Here is a 25,070-nt window from a genome sequence, read left to right as displayed (position 1 = left end):
CGACGCCGCGTCAAGGTCAGCCCAGCCAGGCGCGCAGTCCGATCAAGATCCAATACGCCGCCATGCCGCTGACGATGGTGCCGAGGATGCCGCGGCGCCACAGGTAGTAGCCGCTGGCAACGACCGCGGCGCCGAGCTTGACCCAGGAGGGTCCCAGATCGGTCGCCAGCAGCAACTCGGGCGCCACCACCGCAGCCAGGGCGGCAGCCGGTGCGTAGCGCAGGGCGAGCCGCAGGCGCGAGGGCAGATTCCAGGCCTTGTGTGGGAACAGGAACATGGCGCGCGTGACGATGGTCACGGCGGTGAGGCCCGCCACCAGGGCGATTTCGGTTTCGAGTTGCATGGGGTTCAGGCTGTGCGGCTTACATCGCCAGGCCGGTGCGGCGCTGGCTCCACGCGTCCCAGCTCATGCCGACCACCAGTGCCAGCGCAATGGCGAGGACGAGATTGAGCTTGAGTGGCAGCCAGAACAGGGCGGTGCTGAGGGCGGAAGCCAGGACGATGACCCCGGCCACGGCGCGGTTGGCCATCAGCCCGAGCACGATGGCCAGCAACGCCAGCGTGCCGGCGAAACCCACGCCCCAGGAGTCGGGAAACAGGTTGGCGAGGAAAATGCCGGCAATGGACGGTATCTGCCAGAACAGCCAGTTGACCGTGCCGCCGCCGAGGAAATAGCGCGTCTGCTCGGTGGTGCCGTGGGCCACGGGATGGCGGCGCAGCATGACCACCAGGTTCACATCGCCGATCAGGTAGCCATAAGCCACGCGTTTGAACAGCGACAGGCGCTCCAGGTAAGGGCGCATTTGCGCGCTGAAGACGACGAAGCGCAGGTTCACACAAAAAGCCGCGCCCAGCACCAGGGCCAGGGGTGCCCCGGCGGCAATCAAGGGCAGGACGGCGAGTTGGGCGCTGCCGGCATACACCGTGAGGCTGATGACCAGCGCCAGCCAGACGCTGAGGCCGGACTTGACCATGGCCACGCCGGTGACCAGGCCCCAGGCGCTGATGCCCAGGCCGACGGCACGCATGTCGCGAAAGCCTTCGCGAAAGTCTGGGTCAGCCAGCAATTGGCGCAAGCGGGGGGGTAGCAAGAACAGTCTCCGAAGGATCTGATGCAGCCCGAGGCAGATCGGGCCGAAGCACGCCAGGGATGCAAATCCGCGGCGATTCCGGTTTATTCTGCGCCGCCGCAAAATCCCCTGCAAGCCGAAGCTGCATGATCGTGCTGCCATGCGCTTTGCATGGCGCATCAACGCCACGCAGGCCGGCAAAGGCTGCTTCTCGACGCCACTTGACGGGCCTGAACCGGCTTGGGCTATTGCCGTGGCACGACGATGCGGCGAAGCACAGGCGCCTTGTGCAGCACATCCATGATGCGCGCGACGTTCGGATTGTTCTGCAGCCCGGCCTCGGCGGCGAGGGCGCCGAAGTTCCTGGCGGTTTGCGGCGCATAGCGCCAGAAGGCGTGCGCGGTGTAGCGCGCCAGGTCCAGTGCCTTTTGTGTTTCGCCCAGACGCAGCAGCACGATCATGCGGCGCGACAGCAGCCCGGGATCGCCCCAGGCGTGGGAGGAGCGATCGAGCAGCGCCAGATCGGCCAGCAAATCGCCCCGGCTGGCGTCGGGTGAGGGCAGCACGGAAGCGGCCTCGGTGAACTGGGCCAGCGGCAGGAAGAACCAGTCGTCACGCAAGGCGGTGCTGCGCGCAGCCAGGCTGCTCTGGGGGTCGCCGCCGTAGACCTCGGCGGTGCGGGTGTAGTCGATGGCCGCCTTGAAGGTGAACAGCAGCGCCAGCACCCCGGCGGCGATGCCGACGCTGCGCCACGGCCCCAGGTTGGGTCGCTTCCATTGAGCCGGCACGCGTTGCGCCGGCGCCGCCGCGCCCTCGGCCCAGCCCAGGGCGAACGCAAACGCCAGGAGGAAGTACGCATACCAAAGTGGGTATTCCACCAGGCTGTGCAGACCGATGAAACTGGCGGTCATCAAGCCCGGTAGCAGGGCGATGCGCCGCGCCGCGCCCGCTAGCCCAACACGCCAGGGCTGCACCACCTGCCACAGCCACACCAGCGCGGCGACCAGCACCGGCAAGGTGCCCGCCACCCCGGTTTCGGCCAGCAGTTGCAGGATCAGATCGTGGGCGTTGTCGATGTTGTCCAGCGGCAGTGGGTGCAGGTGGCCAGCCAGCGTGGTCTGCTCCAGGCCCCAGCCGATCTGGCCCCAGCCCCAGCCGCTGATGGGATGCATCTGGAACACTTGCCAGGCGTTGCGCCAGATGATGGAACGGGCGTTGACCGGCTGGTCGAGTTGGCGCGTGACGGCGTCGAGATAGCTGATCCAGCCGAAATGGTCGGCCTCGCGCAGCACCAGCCACCAGGCCGCATACAGCAGCGGCGCGGCCAGCAAGGCTTGCCAATGCCGGTTGCGCCAGGCGCCCGGCACGGCCAGCGCCACCAGCAGGGCAACCACGAACACATGCACGGTGCCGGTGCGCGAGCCGCTGACGACCAGCGCCCAGGCCAGCATGGCGCTGAAGGTCCAGACGGTGCGCAGGCGCAGGCGCGGAGCCAGTCCGGCCAGCCCGGCAAAGCCCATGGCCACGGCCGTGGCGTAGTGGTTGGGCTGACGCAGATTGCCGTAGATGCGACCATCGCCGGGGAAGCTGATGATTTGATAAAACCAGGCCGCGTGCGCGTTGAACCACTGCCCAAGCGCCGGCATTTGCCACAGGCTGAATTGCACCAGGCCGATGAAACCCTGCGCCAAACCCTGCGCCAGCAGGGCGATGCAAGCCAGGCGCAACCAGGCTGTCTGGCGCGACAGGCCAAGGCCCAATCCGGCCACCAGGGCAGCGCCCAGCAGCAGCAAGACCGCCATCCAGCCCTGCCCTGGGTAAGCCAGGCGTCCCGCGAGGGTTTGCGCCGCAATCACCGCGGCCAGCACGACGAAGCCCCACACCGCTGTGCCCAGGCGTGGTAGCCAGCCGGCGGCGGCGGCGGCCACAAGAGTCAGGCTCCAGAGCCCGGCGGCAAGCAGCATGGTGCCGGTCTTGGCGCTGGGGCCGGGGTCGTACGGCCAGAAGAACGGCAAGGCCAGCGCCAGGACGAGCAGGACTTGCCCCGGCAGGGCGTAACGCGAGCCGGCATGGGCTGGTGCTGGAACGGCCGAGGCGTCGATGCGGGGCCTTTGGGCGTGCGCAGGGGCGGTCATTGGGGTAGGAGCTTGTCGAGCTGTCGGTCTTGCCGCAGCCGGTTTTGCAAGGCTTGCAGCCGGGCGTCGATGATGGATGCCTCGAAGTAGTTGGCGCCCGGTGTGCGCTGGGCGATTTTGAGTTGCAGCACGGCGCCTTCGAGGTTGTCTTCCAGGGCATAGGCCTCGCCGGTGGCGCGGTGCTGGGCGGCGAATTCACCGGTCGCGGCGTAAGCCTGGGCCAGCCATTTCCACAGCTGGATATCGTGGGGATGCAGCACGGTTTGCTCGCGCAGGAAATCGCGCGTGGCGTTTTTGTTGGGCAGCGCGAGCAGAGCACGAGCCTGCAGGTGCAGCGCGGCGCGCGACGCCGGATCGACCAGGAGCAACTGGCGGGCAAGGCTCAGGGCGGGCTGGGCCTGCTGCTGGGACAGCAGCCAGTCGCCGTGCGCCAGATCCAGCGGCAGGCGCTCGGCCGGGCTGAATGCGCTGGCGTCGTTTTGCGCCTGCTGCAAGGCAAGCGCTGCGGCCTCGAACTGGTTGATGGCTTGCAGCGCCAGCGCCTGGCCGTAAGCCCAGGCCGCGCGCTGGGCGGGGAAGCCGGCAGGCTTGGTGGCCAGCTCATCCGCCAGACGGCGCCAGGCGTCGCTGCGGTCCTGGGTGAGCACCCGGGCGCGGGCGTTCATCAGCCAGAAGCGCAGGCTGTGGTCCGGCGGCAGTGGCTGGTTGCCGCCACGCGCCTGGGCATCGGCGATGCGTTCGCTGGTCAGCGGGTGATCCTGCAGGAAGGCATAGACGTCGGCATTGTCCAGGCGCGACATGTTCTGCAAGCGCTCCAGCATGCTGGCCATGGCCTGGGGCGGATAGCCCGAGGCGCGCAGGATGCCAGTGCCGACGCGATCGGCGTCGCGCTCGTTGTTGCGCGAAAAGCGCAGTGCGCGGTCCACCGCAGCGGCCTGCCCGCCCAGCGCCAGTCCCTCCGCGGCCTGACCACTGCCGGTGGCGCCGGCGAGGATGGCCAGCACCAGCGAGCCGATGGACAGGATGTTGTTGGTGCTGGCCTGGGCCAGGCGCTGGGCGATGTGGCGCTGGGTGATGTGCGACAGCTCGTGCGCAAACACCGCAGCCAGTTGCGCCTCGGCCCGCGCGTCCACCACCAAGCCGGTGTGCACGCCGACATAGCCGCCCGGCAGGGAGAAGGCGTTGAAGCTGGCGACGCGCAAGACGAAGACCTCGAAGCGATGCGGCGCGTCGGGCTCGGCAGTCGCGTCGGCCGCCTTGGTCAGGCGCTGGACGATGGCTTGCAAATAGTCGCGCAGCAGCACGTCATGCAGGTATTCGGGCTGGCGGCGCATTTCGCCCATGATGCGTTCGCCCAGCCGGGTTTCCACCGCCGGCGGCAGCAAACCCTGCGCCGCATCGCCCAGCGCGGGCAGGCCGGCAATGGACTCGTTTTCCGCCGCATGGCTTGCGGTGGGCAGCCCGAGCAGCAGCGAAAACCCGCACAGGCCACAGCGCAGGAGTTGGCGACGGCCGGTGAAATCAGTCATGGCTCAAAGCGGTGCAGTGGAGAAGCAATGCATGGCGAAACAAGGTAGAACAAGGACAAGGGCAAAAAGCTCCGACGTCTGGCCCGCGCTCAGGCCGTGAGCGCCGCCAGCGCGCGCTGCTGGCCCTCGGGCTCGAACTCGGCCAGAACGGCCTGGGCCAAGGGAGCGAGCCGGGCGCAGTCGGCGCGCAGAACTTCCTGCTTGACGCTGAGGATTTGCGCCGGGTGCATGGAGAAACTGCGCAGGCCCATACCCAGCAACAGGCGGGTGAGGCTGGGGTCGCCGGCCATTTCGCCGCAGACGCTCACATGCACGGCGCGGCCCTTCCAGGCCTCGGCGGCGTGGCTCTGGGCGATGGTCTGGCCCAGCAGCTGCAGCACGGCCGGATGCAGCGGGTCGTACAGCGCGGCCACGCTTTCATCGGCACGGTCGATGGCCAGGGTGTACTGCACCAGGTCGTTGGTGCCGACCGAGACGAAGTCGAAGTACTTGAGGAACAGCGGCAGCATGAGCACGGCGCCGGGCACCTCGATCATCGCTCCCACCTCCACCGGCCCATAGGCCTGGCCGGAAGCGGCAAGCTCGGTGCGGGCCGTGTCGAGCAGGGCGAAGGTCTGGCGAACTTCGCCGACATGCGCCAGCATGGGGATGAGGATGCGCAGCGGCCCGAATGACGCGGCACGCAGCAGGGCGCGCAACTGCACCCGGAACATGGCGGGGTCGGACAGGCTGTAGCGAATGGCGCGCAGCCCCAGCGCCGGGTTGAGGTGGGTGAAATCGCCGTCGCGGTAAGAGGCCTCGGTGCCCAGCGGTTTGTCGGCGCCGATGTCGATGGTGCGGATGGTGACCGGGCGCCCCTGCATGCTCTGCAGCACGCGCCGATAGGCCTCGAACTGCTCCTCCTCGCCGGGCAGGTCGTGGGCGCGGTTCATGAACAGGAACTCGGTGCGGAACAGCCCCACGCCGGCGGCACCGGACTGCAGCGCGGCGTCGCAGTCGTCGGGCAGTTCGATATTGGCCAGCAGCTCGACCATTTGCCCGTCGAGCGTGCGCGCCGGGGTGTTTTTCAGGCGTTTGAGGCGCTCGCGCGCGAGCGAGGACTCCTGCTTGCGCACGCGGTAGTCTTCGAGAATGATGGGTGATGGATCGACGATGAGCAGGCCGGCGTCGCCGTCGATGATGACCCAGTCGTCCTGCCGGATCAGGCGGCTGGCTTCGCGCGCGCCCACCACCGCCGGAATGTCCAGGCTGCGGGCGACGATGGCGGTGTGCGAGGTCTTGCCGCCGACATCGGTGGCGAAGCCGCGGAACACACCCTGCTTGAACTGCATCATGTCGGCCGGCGAGATGTCGTGCGCCACCAGCACCAGGTCTTCGTCGCTGCTCATGCCGCGCGCCAGCCCGCCCGTGCCGCGCAAGGCGCGCAGCAGGCGCTCCACCACCTGCTCGACGTCGGCTTTGCGCTCGCGCAGATAGCTGTCGTCCATTTCATCGAAGCTGCGGCCGATGACTTCGAGCTGCGCGGTGAGTGCCCACTCCGCGTTGTAACGCCGCCGGCGGATCCACACCGCGGTTTCGCGGCCGATCTGCGGGTCGTCCAGCAGCATCTTGTGAACGTCGATGAAGGCCGAGAGCTCGGCCGGGGCGTCTTCCGGCAATTCAGTCTGCAGCGCGTCGAGTTCGGCGCGCACGGCTTGGCGCGCGGCGCGCAGGCGGTCGACCTCCTGCTCTTCCTGCCCGGGATCGACGAAGTAGTGCGCCACGTCCAGCCGCGCCGAGGACATGAGCACGGCGCGCCCGACAGCCACACCGCGAGAAACCGGAATACCGAAGATTTGCAGAGCCATGACTCCATCTTAGAGGCGGCCGCGGCCGCCGGGGCGTTGCGGTGAGGCACAACGAACGCAGTTCTGCCGCAGCGATGTTTCCAAACCTTACAGTTCTACGCGGAATTCAGCGAGGCTTGGCACTTTTCTGTGTGCGGCGCAAAATCCACCTCTTCTTTGCTCCACTTCACGAGGTGAATCCATGAACAAAATCGTCATGTCTCTGGCTCTGGCAGGTCTGCTCGCCACTCCGGTTGCGGCCTTCGCCATGCATCACGAGATCAAGGTCGAACTCGCGGCGCAGAACAATTCGGGCGAAACCGGCTACGCCATCATCAAGCCCATGGGCAAGGGCATCGAAGTCACCGTCCACCTCAAGGGCGGCCCCAAGGGCGTGGCCCAGCCGGACCATATCCACCCGGGCACTTGCGCGAGCTTGAACCCGGTGCCGAAGTATCCGCTGGAAAACGTGGTGGATGGCATGTCGGTGACCAAGCTGCCCGAAGTCAGCATGGACGATGTGCTCAAGGAGCCGATGGCGATCAACGTGCATGAAAGCGCCTCTGACATCAAGAAATACGTGGCTTGCGGCGACATCAAGAAGTCCATGTGAACAGCTTTCCCGCGCATGAAAAAGCCGGCTCGAAGCCGGCTTTTTCATGCGCGCCGGGGCGTCGCCGCCGTGGTGTTGTCGAGCGCGGCAACGTCCAGCACGAAGCAGGCGCCCCCGCCGGGGTTCGGGACGTAGCGCACATCGCCGCCGTGCAGCCGGGCGATGCGTCGCACCAGCGGCAGGCCCAGGCCGCTGCCGTCGCCACGCCCCTGCAGCCGGACGAACGGCTCGAAAATGCGCTCGGCTTCGGCAATGGGTACGCCCGGGCCGCGGTCGCAGACGCTGATGCGCGCGCCGCCTGCCGTGCGCTGCACGCTGAGTTCGGGCGGGCTGCCGGGGGCGTGTTTGCGCGCGTTGTCTAGCAGGTTGCGAATGGCGTGGCGCAGCAGGCGCTCGTCGCCCGAGAAACGAACCCAGTCGCCCTGGACTTCGACGTCATCGCGCGCCGCCTCCTCGGCGGCCAAGGCCAGCAGGTCAACTTCGCGCACATCCAGAACACGCGTGCCGCCCGCATCCAGCCGGCTGAACAGCAGGATGGTGCCGATGAGCTCGTCCAGCTCGGCCAGGTCGCGCCTGGCCTCGGTCATGGCGGCATCGTGCGTCCTGCCAGGCAGTTGCGGCTGGCTCAGGGTTTCCAGCGCCATGCGCAGGCGTGCCAAGGGGGTGCGCAGTTCGTGCGAGGTATAGGCCAGCAAGGATTTGTGGCTGTTCACCAGGGTTTCGATACGGCCGGCGGCCTGGTTGAACGCCACGGCCAGCGCCGCCACCTCGTCGCGCCCCTCGACGGCCACGCGTGCGCCCAGGTTCAGATTACCGAGCGCCTGCACGCCGCGTTGCAGGCGTTGCAGGCGGCGCGTGAGTCGGCGCATCAACGGGAAGGTGACAGCGCCAACCACCAAGGCCGTGATCACGGTGGTGGCCAGTGGCGACAGCAGCAGGCGCCGCCACGGCGAGGGCTGGATGCCGTAGACATGCATGAAGGCGCGGAACATGGCGTGCCGCAGCGCGACTTCTTGCGGATTGGAGAAAAACAGCCAGTGGATGAACACAGCCGAGGCCACGGCCTGCACCAGCAAGGCGATGGCCAGCGCCAGGCCGATGCGCGCCCACAGCGGGGTGCGCACGGCAAAGGCCGCAGCAGAGCCGGGTGCCGGAGCTGTCGGGGATGCCGCCGATGCCGCGATTGCAGCGTCTGCAGATGGGGCCAGGGCGGCGGCCTTGGGCGCGGCAGCCATGGCGGCTTGGGGCCGGTTCATGCCACGTCCTGGCTGCGGGCAAACACGTAGCCGGCGCCGCGCAGGGTGAGGATGCGCCGCGGGTGGCGCGGGTCGTCTTCGAGCACGGCGCGGATGCGACTGATGTGAACGTCGATGGAGCGGTCGTAGACCTCGGGCGCGTCGGTGTTGTTCACCGCATCGAGCAGGAAGTCGCGCGACAACACCCGCCCGGGATGACGTGCCAGGGCCAGCAGCAGGTCGAACTGGTAGCCGGTGAGTTGGCGCGCTTCGCCATCGACCCGCACCTGGCGCGCGGCGGGGTCGACTTCCAGACGGCCGAATCGCAGAACCTGGGTTGGCTCGGACGCGCCCTGGCGGCGGCGGACGATGGCGCGCAGCCGCGCCAGCAACTCGCGCGGCTCGAAGGGCTTGGGCAGATAGTCGTCGGCGCCGAGTTCCAGGCCGATGACGCGGTCGAGCGGATCGCCCCGCGCCGTGAGCATGAGCACCGGCAGGTCGCTGCCGGTGCTGCGCAGCCGGCGGCACAGGTCCAGGCCGTCGCCATCGGGCAGCATCAGGTCCAGCACCACGGCGTCGAAGCCCGGGCCGTGGCCAACGGCCTCGTCCAGCCCCAGCGCGGTGTGAGACTGGGCCAGGTTGACGGCACGCGTCACCTGCCAGCCAGCCGTCGTCAGGTAGTCGTCCACCATCTGCCCCAGGCGGGCATCATCTTCGACCAGCAGCAGGCGAAGGTTCATGGGCAGTCTCCCGGTCTCGTGCGAATCCAAAGCCTGTGAGCCGCCAGCGGCCAGGCTTGCTTTACTGCGCGCCACCCATGCCGTGGTTCATCGGGCCGTGGCCCATGTCCCCATGGTCGCCCGGCTTCGCGCCGTGGCGCATGCGTTCCTGCAGCATGTGCGCGATCTGCTGGCGCTGCGCCGGGGTCAGGACCAGGGCGACTTCATATTGCGTCTGGGTTATGGTCTTGGAGATCTGATCGGCCACGGCCATCTGTTTGCTGCGCAGGTTTTCCAGCGCACCGAAGTCGATGTTGGGTGCGGCCAGCAATTGCATGCGCTGCTGCGTCAAGTCGTGCATCTGTTCCATCAGCGGACGGTTGTGCTCCATGGCGCTTTTCTGGAACCCGCGGATGCGTTCGCGCTGCTCAGGCGTGGCGTGCACGCGGTCGAGCATGCGCTGCATCGTGCGGTCCATGCCGTGATGCTTCCAAGCTTTTTCGTGGCCATGTGGCATGCCGTGCTGCATGCCCTGACCCATCGGGCCGCCTTGCTGCATGGGGGTTGCGGGAGGCGGGGAAGGTTCACTCTGTGCCAGTGCTGAACCGGCGATCAGGCTCAGGCTCAGGCCCAGCGCACCGAGAACGGCCTTGGTCGAGAGGTGTTGCGGGAAGCGGCTGGGGCGGGCGGTGGTGTGCAGCGACATGATGAATCTCCGGGATGGTCCCGCGTGGGGACGATGCTTGCATGATGCGCTCTAAGCATTGCCAACGTTTGCCGCGCAGATGTCGGAATGTTGCGGGGGCGGCCGGCCGCCGGTCTGGCACTTGCGCCGCGCGGCGCCGGCGGCGCGCCCCGACGTCGTCGCCCGCGAGCCCGCAGCGTGCCGGGCTCGCGGCTTATTCGCCTTCGCCGAATTTATCGTCCACCAGCAAGGTGAGTTGGTCCAGCGCCTGCTGGGCATCCGCGCCATCGGCCTCGATGCCGAGGCGGGAACCCTGGCCAGCGGCCAGCATCATCACGCCCATGATGCTTTTGGCGTTGACGCGGCGGGAGCCTTTGGAGAGCCAGATATCACTGCCGAATTCCGAGGCCAGTTTGGTGAGCTTGGCCGAAGCACGGGCGTGCAGCCCGAGTTTGTTGCTGATGAGGAGTTCGCGTTTCAACATGGGGGAGGGTCGGAGGTCTCGTCGTTGTGAAGTTCGGCGATGCCACGAGCGCCACCGGCCAGGGCCCGGCCCAGGAGCGCGTCCAGTGGCTCATTCTGGTAGCACAGGGTGCGCAGCAGCATGGGCAGGTTGACGCCCGAAACCACGCGCACCGCGGTTGCCGGCACAGGTGCGCGCGCCAGGCGTTGGGCCAGATTGCACGGTGTGGCGCCGGCAGCATCCACCAACAGCAGCGCGGCGCCATCGTTTCCGGCGACGCGCTGCAGCGCCGCTTGCGCCTGGGGCAGCATGCTTTCGGGCGAGGCGTCGGGCGGCACGTCCAGCGCCTCCAACTGGCTGGGGCAACCGGCGTAGACATGGGCTGCACAGTCGCGCAGGGCGCTGGCCAGCGGGGCGTGGGCGATGATGAGGATGCCGGGCATGCGGCGCACTCCAGAGGGCGAATGGGGCAACTGGGTGTCAGCAGCTTCGCGTCACCCAGGGCCATATCGCAGAGCATTCAAGTTTAGCTGCGGCGCAACATTGCGCAAACCCGATGGGTTCAATCACCCAATCAACCCCCGCCCGGCAGGCGGATCGAGTTGGCAAAGGTCTGTGCCGCTTCGTCCTTGTAATGCGAACTGCTGGCGAAGGTCGTCGCCTGGAACACCTGGGTGCCCTGGGCAAACAGAACCACCCGCTCGCGCAGCGGCTGACCCGTGGGGGATTTGCCGGCGATCTTCAGGTCCAGCGCATCGGCCAGGCCACGGGTCGCATGGGCAACATCGGCGGGCTGGCTCTGGGTCACGATGCCGGCTACGTTGCGCACCGCAGCCTGGTGCAGCGCGGCCAGGGCCGCGCTCACCTTCGTCGCGTCCTTCATGTCGGCGTGGGCCAGGGCGAAGGTCATGTCGTCTGTGGCGCACCCGGTCATGCTCATCTTGACCATGCTGCCGGCCAATTGCACGGTTTGCGCGATTTGCTGCGGCTTGCAGGGGAAGGTCAGCAGGATGTCGATGTCCTTCGGGCGCGTTTCCCGCCAGTTCAGGGTGGGTGAGCAAGCGCCAAGCAGACTCGTCGCCGAAACCGCCAGCGCGACAGGCCATGACCAGCCACGCTGGGAACAGGGGCGTTGATGAAGATTTAGCATATGCGCATTATCCGGTGAAGTTTTCCAGCCTACGGAGTTCAGCCCATGTACCGCAACCAGATACTCCCCGAGTCGACTGCGTCCGTCTGGACGAAGTCTGCGCTGCGACTCCAAGCCCATGTGCGCGCCTGGCTTTGGACGGGCTTGATCGCCATGGGGCTGTCATTCACGCTCGCTGGCTTGTCGCGGGCCGACACGCCACTGCCACCTGCGCGCGATCTGCAGTCGAGCGCAGTCCAGGCTGCGAGCCGGCACCAACCGCTGGTGGTGATGTTCAGCTACCCCGGCTGCACCTATTGCGAGCGCTTGCGCAAGAGCACCTACCAATGGCTGGTGAAAGACGGCTACGCGGTGCAACAGGTGGAGATGGAGCCCGATTACCGATTGCTGGGCTTTGACGGCAAGCCCACGACCGGCAAGGCCCTGGCGCGAAAATACGGCGTGCAACTGGCCCCCACCGTGCTGTTTTTCGGCCCCGGTGGGCGCGAAGTGGCCGACCGCCTGGCGGGTGCAGGCCAGCCCGACTTTTACCAAGCCTTCGTCGACCGCGCCTTGAAGGAGGGCGCCGCGCTGCTTGGTGCCAACAAGGAAGCGCCGGGCCGCTCCCAATCTTCCTTGACCCCCTCGGGGGGCGGCCGCAGCAAGGCAGCGGCCTAGGGGCCGTCACGAAGGAAGCGCCGGGCCGCTTCCAAGCTTCCTCCTCCCTCTCGGCGATGCGCGGGAACAAGACTTGACCGTTGGTGCGCAAACGCAGGCAAGCCGGGCGATCGATGCAGCAATGCTGCATACCCTGTGCAGTATTGATATACTGTAGCCAGTATCAAATCCAAAGATTTCACGCCGTGGGGCGGTTCGTCCTTGTCAGCCGTTCCGCTGGTGGATTAGTCTAGGTGTCGGTCTTCGGTTTCGGTGCTGCACAAGGCTGCAAGTACGACCAAAGCCGCTTCGTTCAACCGGGGGTTTTCAAATGGCTGATTCCGCAATGCGCCGCATCGGTGTCGGTGTTGTTCTGCTGGTCGCCGCGTGGCCTGTTTGGGCAGAGGCATTGACGCTGGATTTTCGTCAGGCCATCGACATGGCCTTGCGTCAAAACCCTGACCTGCTTTCGGCCCAGGCGCAAATTGCCCAGGCCCAGGCCGGCGTGTCGCAAGCCGAAGGTGCGCGCCTGCCCAAGATCACTGCCACCGTGGGCGCCACCCGCACCAATGACGCGCTGAATGCCTTCGGCATGAAGCTGTCGCAGCGCCAGGCCACGTTCAACGACTTCGGCGCCAACCAGTTCACTGGCCCGGAGTCTCTCGGCGTCGCCCCCAACAACCTGAACGATCCCGGCTGGGTGAACAATTTCAGCACGCGGCTGGAAGCCCAGTTGCCGCTTTACACCGGCGGCAAGTTGCAGGGCTATCGGCAGCAGGCGCGTTCCATGCTGCTGGCGGCGCAGTCGGGCGACGTTGCGGCGCGTCAGCAAATCATCGCCCGTGCGCTGCAGGCTTACGACGGCGTGTACACCGCGCGCGCCTTCCAGGGCGTGGCGGCCAAGGCGCTGGAGGCGGCGCAGAGCCAGGTGAAAACCGTGGACAGCCTGCTCAAGCAGGGCGTGGTGATCAAGAGCGATTTGCTTTCGGCCCAGGTGCGGCTGGAAGACGTGAAGCTGCAGCAAGAGCAGGCTGGCGACATGGAGGCGCAGGCGATGGATGCGCTGCATGTGGCGTTGGGTCTGCCGCTGACGGAGAAGATCGAGCTTGGGCCGGAGGTGCAGGTGAGCCTGCCCGCTGGCAGCCCGGACAGCTGGATCGGCCAGGCGTTGGAGAACAACCCACAGATCCAGGCACTGCGGCAGCAGATTCAAGCGGCTTCGGGCAAGGTGGAAGTGGCCCGCTCGGAGTTGTATCCGCAGGTGGGCGCCTTGGCGCGTGTCGACACCGCCGACCCGAGCGTGGGCTTCAGCGCGCACAGCTACACCATCGGCGCGCAGCTCACCTGGAATGTGTTCGATGGCGGCGTCGCCCGCCAGGGGGTGGATCAGGCCGTGGCGCAGCGCATGGAGATGCAGGCCAAGTTGCAGTCGGCGGAGAACCAGCTCGGCATGCAGATTCAGGACAGCTACCGCAAGGCGCTGGACGCGCAGAACCAGCTCAAGACACGCGCCCTCGCGGTGCAGCAATCCGAAGAAGCCGCGCGCATCGTGAGCAAGCGCTATGCCAACGGCGTCGGCACGCTGGTGGAGGTGCAGGGCGCGCAAGCCCAACTCGACAAGGCCCGCGCCGACCTGGTGCTGGCGCGCAACCAGATCAATATGCAGCGCGCCGCACTGCGCCTGGCCCTGGGCCAGCTCACGCTCGACGGCCTGCAACCTGTCGTCGCGTCCGCCACGGCATCTGTCGCTGCGTCCGCCATGCAAGCGCAGCCGGCCTCAACCTCGGCCCAACCCTGATGACCACGGATACACCCGGTCGCCCACCCCATTCAGTCGAGAACATCATGCCCCATGCCCCATCGCGCTTCCTGCCCGGCCTCAGCCTGAAACGCACGCCGCTGGCCCTGCTGCTCGCGGCCGCGTTGCTGTCCGGCTGCGGCCGTCCCGACGAAACGGCCAGCACCGCGGCGGCCCCGCGCCTGGTCGCGGCGCGAACCCTCAAGCTCGCCTCCAGCAATCTGCAGCATCTCACCCTGTTGTCGGGCACGGTGGTGTCGAGCAATCAGGTGCAGGTGGCGTCGCGCCTGATGGGCTACATCCGTACCCTGACGGTGAAGGAAGGTCAGACGGTGAAGGCGGGAGAACTGCTGTTCCAGGTCGACCCCACCGACATCGAGGGTCAGGTGGCGCAGGCGCGTGCAGGCCTTGCGCAGGCGCAGGCCAATTTCGCCAATGCCAAGGGGGATGACGAGCGCTTTGGCAATCTCTACAAAGATCAGGCCATTCCGAAACAGCAGTGGGATCAGACCCAACTGCGCTACCAGGTGGCACGGCAACAGGTGGCCGCGGCGCAGGCAGGGCTCAACACCGCATTGGCGCAAATGCGCTATGCCTCCGTGACTTCGCCGATTGCCGGCGTGGTGGTGCAAAAAATGGCGAATCAGGGTGATCTGGCGGCACCGGGCCGCCCGGTGCTGGTGATCGAAGGCCAAGGCAAGCTGCAGGTGCAAACACAAGTGCCGGGCGAGGTCTACGGCAAGATCAGGATTGGCGACACGGTGCAGATGTTTGCGAATGGCAAAACGCTGCAGGGCATCATTGCCCAGGCCGTGCCGGTGGCCGATCCGATGAGCCACACGCACACCGTGAAGATCGATCTGCCCGCCAACGCCGGGCTCGACAGCGGCAGCTTCGTGCGCGTGGGCTTTCCGGTCGGCAGCTCGCCGCAATTGCGTGTGCCACAAGCCGCGGTGGTCGATCGCGCCGGGATGACCGGGGTGTTCGTGGTGGACAGGGATGGCATCGCCCATTTCCGCCTGGTCCGGCTGGGCGCGCAGACCGGCGACGAGGTCGAAATTCAGGCGGGCTTGAGCGCGGACGACACTATCGTCACCAGCAACCTGGGCGCAGTGGAAAACGGCGTGAAGATCGGCGGAGGCAACCGTGGCTGAAGGCGCCCCCATGAACAGCGCGGGCAGGCTGGCCCGCGCCTTCATCAGTTCCAAGATCACCGCCCTCGTCATGGTGGCGCTCACGCTGGTCGGGGTGCTGGCGCTGCTGGTCACGCCGCGCGAGTACAACCCGCAGATCGTGGTGCCGGCGGCAAACATCATCGTCGCCAAGCCCGGTGCCGGCCCGCAGGAAATCCAGAACCTGGTGGTCAAGCCGCTGGAAGCGATCATGGCGTCGATGTCCGGTGTCGATCACACCTACGGCTACGCGACGAACGATTTCGGCGTGGTCACGGTGCAGTTCAAAGTGGGCGAGGACCAGGAGAAAAGCCTGGTCAAGATGTACAACCAGCTGATGCAGAACCTCGACCGCATTCCCCCCGGGGCGATGCAGCCGGTGATCAAGCCGATCAACGTGGACGATGTGCCGATTCTGACCCTGACGCTGTCGTCCGCCAGCATGGGCGGCGTGCAGTTGCGCGACGTCGGCGAGAAGGTGCTGGCGCATTTGCGCAATGTGCCGGGCGTGTCGTTCACCGAGGTGGTGGGCGGTGCGCCGCGGGCTGTGAATGTGTGGATTTCGCCATCCAGGCTGGCCGCTGCCGGCATTCCGCTGGAGCAGCTCGACAAGATTCTGCAGGGCAGCAACGCCGCCGCGCCCATCGGCAATGTGGTCGACAACAACCAGGTCACGCCGGTGCGCGTGGACAGCTTTCTCGGCAACGCGCAGCAGGTGGGCGACATCATGATCGGCGCGCCCGGTGGCAAGCCGGTCTACCTGAAGGACGTGGCGCGCGTGGTGGACGGCCCCGAGCATGTGGACGATCTGTCGCACTTCGCCTGGGGCCTGGCCGCCAAGGGCAAGCCGCACGGGCAGGAGATGAGCGCCGTCACCCTGGCCATTGCCAAGAAGTCCGGCACCAATGCCGTGGTGGTGGTGCATGACGTGCTGGCCAAGCTCGACATCATCAAGTCTTACGCGCTGCCGCAGGGTGTGCATGTCACGGTCACGCGTGACGATGGCCACAAGGCCAACGAGGCGGTGAACACCCTGGTCGAACACTTGGGAATCGCCATCGTCAGCGTGTCGCTGCTGCTGTGGTTTTTCCTCGGCTGGCGCGAGGCGGGCATCGTCACCCTCACGGTGCCGCTGACGCTGTTCGCCGTGCTCGCGGTCGATCTCATCATCGGCCAGAGCATTAACCGCATCACCTTGTTCGCGCTCATCTTGTCGCTGGGCCTGCTGGTGGATGGCGCGATCGTGGTGATCGAAAACATCCACCGCCATCTGCACAGCGGGCCCAAGGGCGACTTCATCTCCACCGTGATCGAGGCCACCAACGAGATCGGCAACCCGACCAATATGGCCACGCTGGCTGTGATCCTGGCCTTCATTCCGATGGCCTTCGTCAGCGGCATGATGGGTCCGTTCATGCGCCCCATCCCGATCAACGTGCCGGTGGCGATGATCGCCTCGCTGCTGCTGGCCTACATCGTCGTGCCCTGGGCAGCGCGCGTGTGGCTGAGCAAGAAGGCCGCGCGCGAAGCCCTGGCGCGCAGCGAGGCGCTGGAAGAGCAGGGCGCGCGCCAGGACGACAAACTGCACACGGCCTACCTCAAGCTCATCGAGCCCATGCTCAAGAGCCGCACCAGGCGCAACCTGATGCTGCTCGCGGTGCTGTTGTTGTTGATTGCGGCGATGTTGATGCCGGCTTGGCAGTTCATCCGCCCGTCCGGCATGAACGGTCCGCTGTCGCCGCTGGGCGTGGAGCTGAAAATGCTGCCGAACGACAACACCAACACCTTCCTGGTGCAGGTGGATACGCCGGCAGGCTCATCGCTGGAACGCACCGACGAAGTGGCACGCGCGGTTGGCGATGTGCTGGCGACCAACCCCTATGTGGTCGATTTCCAGACCTTCGTCGGCGAAGCCGCGCCCATCGACTTCGCCTCGCTGGTGCGTGGCGACATGCTCAAGCGCGGCGACAACTTCGCGCAAATTCGCGTCAATCTCGTGGGCAAGAACGAGCGCTCGATCGGGTCGCACGCCATCGTGCAACAGCTCGATGAGCGGCTCGCCGCGGTGCGTGCACGCTTTCCGTCCAGCTTCATCAAGCTGTTCGAAACTCCACCCGGCCCGCCCGTGCGTGCGCAGGTCATGGCCGAGTTGTACGGCCCGAACTACGACACCCTGCGCAGCTCCGCCAAGAACGTGCTGGCCGACTTCGACAAGACCTATGGCCTGATGAACCAGGACGATTCGGTCACGGCAACCACGGCCGAATACCGCATCGAGATCGACCGCCAGAAAGCGGCCATGTCGGGCATCGTTCCGGGGCAGGTGATTCAACTGCTGCACAACTATGTGTCCGGGATGAAGGTGGGTGCCATCCACGACAACGCCTCGCTGGAGCCGATCAACATCATCGTGCGCGTGCCACGCGCCGACCGCCAGAGCCCGCAGCAATTGCTCGACGTGCCGATCCAGAATGCGCAGGGCAAGATCGTTCCGCTAGCCAGCATCGCCACGGTGGAGAAAACCAGCTTGGCCAAGCCGATCTACACCCGCGACCAGCATCCTGTGGTCTATGTGGGCGGCGAGATGATCCACTCCAGCCCGGTCTATGCCACGCTCAGCCTGAACTCCAGGCTCGACGGCAAAAAACTGGCCAACGGCACCACCTTCACCACCGGCAACCTCGGCTTCACCGACACCCCGGCATCCGACCTCAAAGGCTACCAGCTGCTGTGGGGCGGCGAGATGCGCCTGACGCTCGACGTATTCCGCGACCTGGGCTCGGCCTTCATGGTGGCGCTGGTGTTCATCTACCTGCTGCTGGTGGCGTACTACAGGTCCTTCCTGCTGCCGGTCATCGTCATGGGAGCGATTCCGCTCACCCTCATCGGTGTGTTTCCCGGTCACTGGATCACGCACCAGGCATTTACCGCGACGTCGATGATCGGGGTGATCGCCCTGGCGGGCGTGGTGGTGCGCAACTCACTGCTGCTGATCGACTTCATCCTCGACTACCGCGCCCGCGGCTACAGCCTGCAGGAGTCGGTGGCGCAGGCCGGCGCCGTGCGTCTGCGTCCCATTCTGCTCACCGCGCTGGCCATCATCTTCGGCTCGGCCGTGATGGTGTCCGACCCGGTGTTCGGCGGGCTGGCGGTGTCGCTGATCTTCGGTACCCTACTGTCGACCATCCTCACGCTCATCGTGATTCCGCTGCTGTATTACATCTGGCAGCTTCGTGTCCAATCGCCACCGCCGATGCAAGCATGATGGGCCGCCTTTACAACTTGTCATTCCCGCCGCCGCCCACCCGCTTGATACCCGGGTGGGTTTGCATTACTTTTGATGCATTGATTCCCATCCAACCGCTGGAGCCTGACCATGACCGTTGAACGCTACATCCGTATTTTTGCCGGGACCTTCATCCTGCTGTCCCTCGCCCTGGGTGTACGAGAAAGCCCGATTTTCGTGTCCGAATGGTTCCTGCTGCTGACCGCCTTCGTGGGTGCCAACCTGCTGCAGTTCGGCTTCACCAACTTTTGCCCGCTGGGCATCATCCTGAAAAAGGCGGGCGTGCCTGAGTCCAAGCTGAGTTGCGGGAGCTGAACCGCCTCGGCTCAGCTCGCATGGGTGAGCCCGCAACGCAAGGCCGACCGCCTCAGTATCATGAAAGGCAACGGATGCGCCATTCCACTCCTCCCCATACCCAGCCCCCTGGAGAGTCCTTCATGACTGTTCTCACCGATCAATCTTCGCGTACCGACATCCTCAACCGCCTCAAGCGCGCCGAGGGTCAGTTGCGCGGTGTGCAGCGCATGATCGACGAAGGCGAACCCTGCCTCAAGGTTGCGCAGCAACTGTCGGCGGTGCGCAAGGCGCTGGACAGCACCTTCGTGCGCATGACCGTTTGCTACATCGAGCAGGAGCTCGACTCCCGCATGGACGGCGGCCCGACCGAGAAGGTCAAGCTCGATTCCATGATGGAGGAGATGGAAACCCTGTTGAGCCGCATGACCTGAACCGCCCCGCCCGCTCAAGCGCGGGCGATTGCTGGCGTCATCGCCTCGGCCACGAGGCGGTCCGTTTTGGTGATGACGCCGCCTCCCAGACAAACCTCCCCCGCATAGACCACGGCCGACTGGCCAGGCGTCGCTGCCCACTGCGGCGTGTCGAACGCCAGCGAAAAGCCGCCGTCATCCAGCTCGCCGATGCGGCAGGCGCTATCCGCCTGGCGGTAGCGCGTCTTGGCGCTGAGAGCCCCCCGGGAGCGGCCCTGCATGTCCTCGTGAACCGTGCCGGCGCTGGGTGCGACTCCCGCCACCCAGCTCATATCGCTGGCTCGCAGGCTGTGGCTCAGCAGCCAAGGATGGTCGTGACCCTGCGCGACATAGAGGGTGTTGCTGGCCATGTCCTTGCGCGCCACGAACCAAGGTTCGCCGCTGCCGTCCTTGCTGCCGCCCAGACCAATGCCCTTGCGCTGCCCCAGGGTGTAGAACGCCAGGCCGACATGTTCGCCAAGCAGGCGCCCATCGGGCGTTTTCATCGGTCCGGGGCGGGTCGGCAAGTAACGGTTGAGAAACTCGCGAAACGGCCGCTCGCCGATGAAGCAGATTCCGGTCGAGTCCTTCTTGCGCGCATTGTGCAGGCCGATTTCCGCAGCGATGCGGCGCACCTCGGTCTTGTGCAGCGCACCCACCGGGAACAAGGTTTTCGACAACTGCGACTGGTTCAGCCGATGCAGGAAATAGCTCTGGTCCTTGGACGCATCGAGCCCGCGCAGCAGCTCGAATCCCGGTGCCGTTTCGCGTACCCGGGCGTAATGGCCGGTGGCGATTTTCTCCGCGCCCAGGCGCATGGCATGGTCGAGAAAAGCCTTGAACTTGATTTCGGCGTTGCACAGCACATCGGGGTTGGGCGTGCGTCCGGCGGCGTATTCGCGCAGGAATTCGGCGAACACGCGGTCTTTGTATTCGGCGGCGAAATTCACCGCTTCGATGTCGATGCCGATGCGGTCGGCCACGCTCACCGCATCCAGCCAGTCCTGGCGCGACGCGCAGTATTCGCTGTCATCGTCGTCTTCCCAGTTCTTCATGAACAGGCCGACGACGTCGTAGCCCTGCTGCTTGAGCAGCCAGGCGGAAACGGATGAATCGACGCCACCGGACAGGCCGACGACGACGCGGGGTTTGGGGCTGGGCAACATGCGCAAATTTTAGGCGCCGCCGCCCCCGCCCTGCAGCGCCAGCACGCTGGCATGGGTCGTCACCAAGTCGAGGGGATAACACTTGCCGGCGAGGTGATCCTCCACGCACTGCAGCACCAGCGGACTGCGATGCCGCGACTGGCTGGCGCGCACTTCCTCGGGCGTCAGCCACAGGGTGCGGACGATGCCGTGATCCAGCACGCGCCCGGCCACGCTTGCGCCCACGCTGCCGCGAAACGCGAAGCGCAGGTAAGTCACATCTTCGCCCGGGCGCTGGAAGCGCGACAGGTACACGCCCACCAACCCGTCGGGCGTGAAGTCGCGGGTGGTTTCCTCCAGCGCTTCACGCGCCACGCCCTGCAGCGGGCTCTCGCCCGGCTCGAGATGGCCAGCCGGGTTGTTCAGGCGCAGGCCTTCCTGGGTGTGTTCCTCCACCAGCAAAAAGCGGCCATCCTGCTCGATGATGGCGGCAACGGTGACACTGGGTTTCCAGACTTGGCGCATGGGTTGGCCTTCAAGGACGAAGTGACCGATTGTTTCATCAAACCCCCGGGAGAACCCGGGGGCTGGCTTGCTGCGCTTGCACCCGAATGCCGCGCTTCGGTAAGAATATCGGGCTGGATTGCATGAGACATCCCCAACCCACAAGGAGAATCCTGGATGCGCATCGGCGTTGTTGCTGAGAGCTTAGGAGGAGAGAGGCGGGTGGCGGCCACGCCCGAGACCGTGAAGAAGCTGGTGGCCCAGGGCCACACCCTGCTGGTGCAAAGCGGAGCGGGGCTGGGCGCCGGGGCCACCGACGCCGACTACCAGGGCGCCGGCGCCCAGATGGTTGACGCCGCGGCGGCGCTGGGGGCCGAGCTCGTGCTCAAGGTGCGCCGCCCGCAGCCGCACGAGCTGGCGCAGATGCAGCCCGGCGCGGCCGTGGTGGGCATGCTCGAGCCCTTCGACGCCGCAGGCCTGCAAGCCCTGGCTGGCGCGGGCCTGACGGCCTTCGCCCTGGAGGCCGCCCCCCGCACCAGCCGCGCCCAGGGCCTGGACGTGCTCTCCAGCCAGGCCAACATCGCCGGCTACAAAGCCGTGCTCCTGGCGGCCAACCTCTACCCCCGCTTCATGCCCATGCTCATGACCGCCGCCGGCACCGTCAAGGCCGCCCGCCTGGTCGTGCTCGGCGCCGGCGTGGCCGGGCTGCAGGCCATCGCCACCGCCAAGCGCTTAGGCGCGGTGGTGGAAGCCTCCGACGTGCGCCCCGCCGCCAAGGAGCAAGTCGAGTCGCTGGGCGCCAAGTTCATCGACGTGCCCTTCGAGACCGACGAAGAACGCCAGATCGCCCAGGGCGTGGGCGGCTACGCCCGTCCCATGCCCAAGGCCTGGCTGGAGCGCCAGGCCGCCCTGGTGGCCGAGCGCGTCAAGCAAGCCAACATCGTCATCACCACCGCCCTCATCCCCGGGCGGCGCGCCCCGGTGCTGGTGAGCGAAGCCATGGTCCAGGGCATGCGCCCCGGATCGGTCCTTGTCGACATGGCCGCCGCCCAAGGCGGCAACTGCCCGCTCACCGAAGCCGACCAGACCGTGGTCAGGCACGGCGTGACGATCGTGGGCGACACCAACCTGCCCGCCCAAGTCGCCGCCGACGCCTCCCAGCTCTACGCCCGCAACGTGCTCGACTTCCTCAAGCTCGTGCTCGACAAGGACCGCGGGCTGGTGGTCAACCTGGACGACGACATCGTCGCCGCCTGCCTCATGACCCAGGGCGGCGAGGTCAGGCGCAAGAGCGCCTGACGGATAGGCGCCCGCAACGCCCCGCCCCCCTCCGCCAAGGACACCCCCCACCATGCATGACATCGCCCCCTTCGTCATCAACCTCACCATCTTCGTGCTGGCCATCTATGTCGGCTACCACGTCGTGTGGACCGTCACGCCGGCGCTGCACACCCCGCTGATGTCGGTGACCAACGCCATCTCCGCCATCATCATCGTCGGCGCCATGCTGGCCGCCGCCCTCACCGTCACCCCCTTGGGCAAGGTCATGGGCGTGCTGGCCGTGGCCATGGCCTCGGTCAACGTGTTCGGCGGCTTTCTCGTCACCCGGCGCATGCTGGAGATGTTCAAGAAGAAAGAGCGCGCCCCCGCCCCCAAGGCGCGCCTTGAGCCATGACGCCAGCCCCCATGATGCCCGCCACAACCCAGAACCCATCCAAGGATTGGTCATGACCCTCAGCATGAACCTGGTCACCCTGCTGTACCTCATCGCCTCGGTGTTCTTCATCCAGGCCCTCAAGGGCCTGTCGCACCCGGCCTCGAGCCGCCGCGGCAACGTCTTCGGCATGACCGGCATGGCCATCGCCGTGCTCACCACCGTGGCCCTCATCCTCAAGCTCGGCGGTGACGCCGGGGCCGCCGGCCTGGGCGATGTGCTCGCCGCCATCGTCGTGGGCGGGGCCATCGGCGCCACCATGGCGCGGCGCGTGGAGATGACGAAGATGCCCGAACTGGTGGCCTTCATGCACAGCATGATCGGCTTGTCGGCGGTGTGCATCGCCGTGGCCGAAGTGGCCGAGCCGCACGCCTTCGGCATCGTCGCCGCCATGGGCGACCCGCTGCCCTACGGCAACCGCGTGGAGCTGTTCATCGGCGCGATCGTGGGCGCCATCACCTTCAGCGGCTCCGTCATCGCCTTCGGCAAGCTCTCGGGCCAGTACAAGTTCCGCCTGTTCCAGGGCGCGCCGGTGCGCTTTGCCGCGCAGCACTGGATCAACCTGGGCATCGCCCTGGCCACCATCGGCTTCGGCCTGGGGTTCTGGGCCACGGCGGCCTGGACGCCCTTCCTCGTCATGCTGGCGCTGGCCTTCGTCCTCGGGGTGCTCATCATCATCCCCATTGGCGGCGCCGACATGCCGGTGGTGGTGTCCATGCTCAACAGCTACTCCGGCTGGGCGGCCGCGGGCATCGGCTTCTCGCTGGAGAACCCCATGCTCATCATCGCCGGCTCGCTGGTGGGGTCGTCCGGGGCGATTCTCTCCTACATCATGTGCAAGGCGATGAACCGCTCGTTCTTCAACGTGATCCTGGGCGGCTTCGGCGGCGAGGCCCAGGCGCCGTCCGCGGGCGGGGCGCAGCGCACGGCCAAGTCGGGCAGCCCGGACGATGCGGCCTTCCTGCTGGGCAATGCCGAGAGCGTGATCATCGTGCCCGGCTATGGCCTGGCGGTGGCGCGGGCGCAGCATGCCTTGAAGGAACTGGCGGCCAAGCTCACGGCCAAGGGGGTGAGCGTGAAGTACGCCATCCACCCGGTGGCCGGGCGCATGCCGGGGCATATGAATGTGCTGCTGGCCGAGGCCGAGGTGCCCTACGACCAGGTGTTCGAGATGGAGGACATCAACCCCGAGTTCGCCCAGGCCGATGTGGCCGTGGTGCTGGGGGCCAACGATGTGGTGAACCCGGCGGCGAAGACGGATCCGCACTCCCCCATCGCCGGCATGCCCATCCTGGAGGCCTACAAGGCCAAGACGGTGATCGTGAACAAGCGCTCCATGGCCACCGGCTATGCCGGCCTGGATAATGACCTGTTCTACCTCGATAAAACCATGATGGTCTTCGGCGACGCCAAAAAGATCATCGAGGACATTACTCGGGCAATTGAATAGCCGCGCAGTCGTGCACCGTATCCAGCCACCTCCGGGTGGCTTTTTCATTTTCTGGAATATCGATTATCATGCGGACATTGCGTATGAAGATTCTTGTTCGTTTTTTTGTCCACACCCAAGGAGGTTCTGATGTCGTCCTATAAAGATTTGCTCTCCCAGATTGAAACCCTCAAGCAGCAGGCTGAATCGCAGCGCAAGTCGGAAATCTCCCATGTCGTCGCCGATATTCGCAGCAAAATGCAGGAATACGGTATCAGCCTGTCGGATCTTGGCGCTACCGGCCGTGGTTCGCGCAGCAAGGGCACGACGGTTGCGGCCAAATACCGCAACCCCAAGACTGGCGACACCTGGACCGGTCGCGGCAAGATGCCGAAATGGCTGCAAGCCGAAGTGGGCATGGGCAGGCGCAAGGAAGATTTCCTCATCGCTTGAGATCCGCGGTGATGCGCGGTGACAAGCTTTTGCCGCTGCGGCTCTAGCTTCTGCCTGCATCACCGTGCTATTTCGCCGCGCTATTGCTCTCTGCAACAGCGCGGCGGCGCCCCGGAGCTTGTTGATCTGGGGCACTCGATGAACGGATATGCAGGCCTGTTGCAAGCGGGCCCACAGCAAGCCCACAGCAAGGAAAGGCAGGCTTGTTCCCAAGATTCCTTGACCCCGGTGGAGGCAGGCACATACCACAGCAGGGGTGCTCAGTTCAGTGGTCCTTGCCGTGCAATGCGGCGGTGCTGCGTAAGCAGCCATGGACTTTCGCATGGTGCGGAGATTTCGGTCGGCACGTCCGCATCGATACTGATTCTCGGCGATATTCAACCCGTATCGCCAATTCCATTCGAGCGCGGTTGCGCTCGACGATTCATACGACGATCGCCAATGCGCGCGGCGCTGATCAGCCGGATATGGATGGGCGCTGATCGATGATGCGTTTGCCGTCATCGGGCAGCGTTGCTGGTGTGAACCATTGCACTTGCGCGCGCAATTTTGTGCATTCGCGCACGCTGCTTCGAAGCGCCTGCTCCAGTGCATGACTTGGCTGCTCGCATTCGCATTGCAAGGTCATTTGATCTTCGCCTGCGTGTTGCGAAATTTGCAAACGCGCACGCTGAATCTGCGCATGTCGTTTCACAATATCTTGCACCTGTTGCGGATGGACGAAAATCCCGCGCACCTTGGGGTTCGAACAGCGGCCCGGGC

General features: G+C 66.1%; 25 protein-coding genes. 11 read left to right on the top strand and 14 right to left on the bottom strand.

Features of this window, described 5'->3' with window-relative positions:
* Positions 1–16 precede the first annotated feature (16 nt).
* The 5 genes from THIX_RS20230 to ptsP form a co-directional block, all read right to left on the bottom strand.
* Positions 17–343: an AzlD domain-containing protein gene (locus tag THIX_RS20230; RefSeq protein WP_112487659.1), complete on the bottom strand. Its 327-nt coding sequence runs from the start codon at positions 341–343 to the stop codon at positions 17–19.
* A gap of 19 nt (positions 344–362) precedes the next feature.
* Complete coding sequence (locus tag THIX_RS20225) at positions 363–1,091, bottom strand: AzlC family ABC transporter permease (protein WP_233224652.1); 729 nt, start codon at positions 1,089–1,091, stop codon at positions 363–365.
* A gap of 224 nt (positions 1,092–1,315) precedes the next feature.
* The gene (locus THIX_RS20220; protein WP_112487657.1) at positions 1,316–3,205 is read right to left on the bottom strand and encodes a PglL family O-oligosaccharyltransferase; all 1,890 of its coding nucleotides are present in this window, start codon (positions 3,203–3,205) and stop codon (positions 1,316–1,318) included.
* Complete coding sequence (locus THIX_RS20215; protein ID WP_112487656.1) at positions 3,202–4,734, bottom strand: M48 family metalloprotease; 1,533 nt, start codon at positions 4,732–4,734, stop codon at positions 3,202–3,204. Before THIX_RS20215 ends, THIX_RS20220 begins: the two co-directional genes overlap by 4 nt.
* A gap of 89 nt (positions 4,735–4,823) precedes the next feature.
* Positions 4,824–6,581, bottom strand: a complete 1,758-nt coding sequence (ptsP, locus tag THIX_RS20210; protein WP_112487654.1) for a phosphoenolpyruvate--protein phosphotransferase — start codon at positions 6,579–6,581, stop codon at positions 4,824–4,826.
* Positions 6,582–6,762: 181 nt separating this feature from the next.
* On the opposite strand from ptsP, the gene THIX_RS20205 reads away from it, so the two are divergent.
* Complete coding sequence (locus tag THIX_RS20205) at positions 6,763–7,173, top strand: hypothetical protein (protein WP_112487653.1); 411 nt, start codon at positions 6,763–6,765, stop codon at positions 7,171–7,173.
* A 44-nt stretch (positions 7,174–7,217) separates the two neighbouring features.
* Here the strand turns inward: THIX_RS20205 and THIX_RS20200 are convergent, their stop codons facing one another.
* From THIX_RS20200 to THIX_RS20175, 6 genes are all read right to left on the bottom strand, one after another.
* The gene (locus tag THIX_RS20200; RefSeq protein ID WP_233224651.1) at positions 7,218–8,429 is read right to left on the bottom strand and encodes a HAMP domain-containing sensor histidine kinase; all 1,212 of its coding nucleotides are present in this window, start codon (positions 8,427–8,429) and stop codon (positions 7,218–7,220) included.
* Positions 8,426–9,148: a winged helix-turn-helix domain-containing protein gene (locus THIX_RS20195; RefSeq protein ID WP_112487651.1), complete on the bottom strand. Its 723-nt coding sequence runs from the start codon at positions 9,146–9,148 to the stop codon at positions 8,426–8,428. Before THIX_RS20195 ends, THIX_RS20200 begins: the two co-directional genes overlap by 4 nt.
* 61 nt (positions 9,149–9,209) lie before the next feature.
* Complete coding sequence (locus tag THIX_RS20190) at positions 9,210–9,833, bottom strand: Spy/CpxP family protein refolding chaperone (protein ID WP_112487650.1); 624 nt, start codon at positions 9,831–9,833, stop codon at positions 9,210–9,212.
* Between the two features lie 193 nt (positions 9,834–10,026).
* Positions 10,027–10,296, bottom strand: coding sequence for an HPr family phosphocarrier protein (locus tag THIX_RS20185; RefSeq protein WP_112487648.1), 270 nt, complete (start codon positions 10,294–10,296; stop codon positions 10,027–10,029).
* The gene (locus THIX_RS20180) at positions 10,290–10,718 is read right to left on the bottom strand and encodes a PTS sugar transporter subunit IIA (protein ID WP_112487647.1); all 429 of its coding nucleotides are present in this window, start codon (positions 10,716–10,718) and stop codon (positions 10,290–10,292) included. Before THIX_RS20180 ends, THIX_RS20185 begins: the two co-directional genes overlap by 7 nt.
* 131 nt (positions 10,719–10,849) lie before the next feature.
* On the bottom strand, positions 10,850–11,425 hold the full coding sequence (locus THIX_RS20175) for a hypothetical protein (RefSeq protein ID WP_112487645.1): 576 nt from the start codon (positions 11,423–11,425) through the stop codon (positions 10,850–10,852).
* A gap of 45 nt (positions 11,426–11,470) precedes the next feature.
* Between THIX_RS20175 and THIX_RS20170 the strand changes: the two genes are divergently transcribed.
* From THIX_RS20170 to THIX_RS20145, 6 genes are all read left to right on the top strand, one after another.
* Entirely contained in the window at positions 11,471–12,082 is a 612-nt protein-coding gene (locus THIX_RS20170) for a thioredoxin fold domain-containing protein (RefSeq protein ID WP_112487643.1), read from the top strand.
* Between the two features lie 310 nt (positions 12,083–12,392).
* Positions 12,393–13,859 (top strand): TolC family protein, encoded by a 1,467-nt coding sequence (locus THIX_RS20165; RefSeq protein WP_112487641.1) that lies wholly within the window; start codon positions 12,393–12,395, stop codon positions 13,857–13,859.
* 47 nt (positions 13,860–13,906) lie between these two features.
* Positions 13,907–15,013: an efflux RND transporter periplasmic adaptor subunit gene (locus THIX_RS20160; RefSeq protein ID WP_112488503.1), complete on the top strand. Its 1,107-nt coding sequence runs from the start codon at positions 13,907–13,909 to the stop codon at positions 15,011–15,013.
* Positions 15,006–18,296, top strand: a complete 3,291-nt coding sequence (locus THIX_RS20155) for an efflux RND transporter permease subunit (RefSeq protein ID WP_112487640.1) — start codon at positions 15,006–15,008, stop codon at positions 18,294–18,296. Before THIX_RS20160 ends, THIX_RS20155 begins: the two co-directional genes overlap by 8 nt.
* A gap of 111 nt (positions 18,297–18,407) precedes the next feature.
* On the top strand, positions 18,408–18,632 hold the full coding sequence (locus tag THIX_RS20150; RefSeq protein WP_112487639.1) for a DUF2892 domain-containing protein: 225 nt from the start codon (positions 18,408–18,410) through the stop codon (positions 18,630–18,632).
* Positions 18,633–18,754: 122 nt separating this feature from the next.
* On the top strand, positions 18,755–19,045 hold the full coding sequence (locus THIX_RS20145; RefSeq protein WP_112487637.1) for a metal-sensing transcriptional repressor: 291 nt from the start codon (positions 18,755–18,757) through the stop codon (positions 19,043–19,045).
* 14 nt (positions 19,046–19,059) lie between these two features.
* Here THIX_RS20145 and mnmA read toward each other — a convergent pair whose 3' ends face one another.
* The gene (gene mnmA / locus THIX_RS20140) at positions 19,060–20,229 is read right to left on the bottom strand and encodes a tRNA 2-thiouridine(34) synthase MnmA (protein ID WP_112487636.1); all 1,170 of its coding nucleotides are present in this window, start codon (positions 20,227–20,229) and stop codon (positions 19,060–19,062) included.
* 9 nt (positions 20,230–20,238) lie between these two features.
* The gene (locus THIX_RS20135; protein WP_112487635.1) at positions 20,239–20,733 is read right to left on the bottom strand and encodes an NUDIX hydrolase; all 495 of its coding nucleotides are present in this window, start codon (positions 20,731–20,733) and stop codon (positions 20,239–20,241) included.
* A 156-nt stretch (positions 20,734–20,889) separates the two neighbouring features.
* Here THIX_RS20135 and THIX_RS20130 point away from each other — a divergent pair, with 156 nt between their 5' ends.
* The 4 genes from THIX_RS20130 to THIX_RS20115 all read left to right on the top strand — a co-directional run bounded on the left by THIX_RS20130 (position 20,890) and on the right by THIX_RS20115 (position 24,308).
* A complete protein-coding gene (locus THIX_RS20130; protein WP_112484820.1) occupies positions 20,890–22,011 on the top strand; it encodes a Re/Si-specific NAD(P)(+) transhydrogenase subunit alpha in 1,122 nt (373 codons plus the stop codon).
* A gap of 52 nt (positions 22,012–22,063) precedes the next feature.
* Complete coding sequence (locus THIX_RS20125) at positions 22,064–22,387, top strand: NAD(P) transhydrogenase subunit alpha (RefSeq protein WP_112484819.1); 324 nt, start codon at positions 22,064–22,066, stop codon at positions 22,385–22,387.
* Between the two features lie 52 nt (positions 22,388–22,439).
* Entirely contained in the window at positions 22,440–23,876 is a 1,437-nt protein-coding gene (locus THIX_RS20120; protein ID WP_112488103.1) for an NAD(P)(+) transhydrogenase (Re/Si-specific) subunit beta, read from the top strand.
* Between the two features lie 129 nt (positions 23,877–24,005).
* Positions 24,006–24,308 (top strand): H-NS family nucleoid-associated regulatory protein, encoded by a 303-nt coding sequence (locus THIX_RS20115; protein WP_112488502.1) that lies wholly within the window; start codon positions 24,006–24,008, stop codon positions 24,306–24,308.
* Between the two features lie 457 nt (positions 24,309–24,765).
* Here the strand turns inward: THIX_RS20115 and THIX_RS20110 are convergent, their stop codons facing one another.
* Positions 24,766–25,044, bottom strand: coding sequence for a hypothetical protein (locus THIX_RS20110; RefSeq protein ID WP_158540967.1), 279 nt, complete (start codon positions 25,042–25,044; stop codon positions 24,766–24,768).
* Between the last annotated feature and the right edge of the window lie 26 nt (positions 25,045–25,070).

Origin of the sequence: Thiomonas sp. X19, from assembly GCF_900089495.1 — a bacterium.
In the GTDB taxonomy this organism is placed as follows: Bacteria; Pseudomonadota; Gammaproteobacteria; order Burkholderiales; family Burkholderiaceae_C; genus Thiomonas_A.
Note: the sequence above shows the minus strand (reverse complement) of the source record. Positions and strands in the feature narration are given on the sequence as shown.

Coding starts and splice junctions, on each gene's coding strand:
- THIX_RS20205 (WP_112487653.1), top strand. CDS start 6,763: ATGAACAAAATCGTCATGTCTCTGGCTCTGGCAGGTCTGCTCGCCACT.
- mnmA (WP_112487636.1), bottom strand. CDS start 20,229: ATGTTGCCCAGCCCCAAACCCCGCGTCGTCGTCGGCCTGTCCGGTGGC.
- THIX_RS20165 (WP_112487641.1), top strand. CDS start 12,393: ATGGCTGATTCCGCAATGCGCCGCATCGGTGTCGGTGTTGTTCTGCTG.
- THIX_RS20170 (WP_112487643.1), top strand. CDS start 11,471: ATGTACCGCAACCAGATACTCCCCGAGTCGACTGCGTCCGTCTGGACG.
- THIX_RS20230 (WP_112487659.1), bottom strand. CDS start 343: ATGCAACTCGAAACCGAAATCGCCCTGGTGGCGGGCCTCACCGCCGTG.
- THIX_RS20150 (WP_112487639.1), top strand. CDS start 18,408: ATGACCGTTGAACGCTACATCCGTATTTTTGCCGGGACCTTCATCCTG.
- THIX_RS20215 (WP_112487656.1), bottom strand. CDS start 4,734: ATGACTGATTTCACCGGCCGTCGCCAACTCCTGCGCTGTGGCCTGTGC.
- THIX_RS20185 (WP_112487648.1), bottom strand. CDS start 10,296: ATGTTGAAACGCGAACTCCTCATCAGCAACAAACTCGGGCTGCACGCC.
- THIX_RS20135 (WP_112487635.1), bottom strand. CDS start 20,733: ATGCGCCAAGTCTGGAAACCCAGTGTCACCGTTGCCGCCATCATCGAG.
- THIX_RS20125 (WP_112484819.1), top strand. CDS start 22,064: ATGCATGACATCGCCCCCTTCGTCATCAACCTCACCATCTTCGTGCTG.
- ptsP (WP_112487654.1), bottom strand. CDS start 6,581: ATGGCTCTGCAAATCTTCGGTATTCCGGTTTCTCGCGGTGTGGCTGTC.
- THIX_RS20180 (WP_112487647.1), bottom strand. CDS start 10,718: ATGCCCGGCATCCTCATCATCGCCCACGCCCCGCTGGCCAGCGCCCTG.
- THIX_RS20145 (WP_112487637.1), top strand. CDS start 18,755: ATGACTGTTCTCACCGATCAATCTTCGCGTACCGACATCCTCAACCGC.
- THIX_RS20190 (WP_112487650.1), bottom strand. CDS start 9,833: ATGTCGCTGCACACCACCGCCCGCCCCAGCCGCTTCCCGCAACACCTC.
- THIX_RS20175 (WP_112487645.1), bottom strand. CDS start 11,425: ATGCTAAATCTTCATCAACGCCCCTGTTCCCAGCGTGGCTGGTCATGG.
- THIX_RS20220 (WP_112487657.1), bottom strand. CDS start 3,205: ATGACCGCCCCTGCGCACGCCCAAAGGCCCCGCATCGACGCCTCGGCC.
- THIX_RS20195 (WP_112487651.1), bottom strand. CDS start 9,148: ATGAACCTTCGCCTGCTGCTGGTCGAAGATGATGCCCGCCTGGGGCAG.
- THIX_RS20160 (WP_112488503.1), top strand. CDS start 13,907: ATGCCCCATGCCCCATCGCGCTTCCTGCCCGGCCTCAGCCTGAAACGC.
- THIX_RS20200 (WP_233224651.1), bottom strand. CDS start 8,429: ATGAACCGGCCCCAAGCCGCCATGGCTGCCGCGCCCAAGGCCGCCGCC.
- THIX_RS20115 (WP_112488502.1), top strand. CDS start 24,006: ATGTCGTCCTATAAAGATTTGCTCTCCCAGATTGAAACCCTCAAGCAG.
- THIX_RS20130 (WP_112484820.1), top strand. CDS start 20,890: ATGCGCATCGGCGTTGTTGCTGAGAGCTTAGGAGGAGAGAGGCGGGTG.
- THIX_RS20120 (WP_112488103.1), top strand. CDS start 22,440: ATGACCCTCAGCATGAACCTGGTCACCCTGCTGTACCTCATCGCCTCG.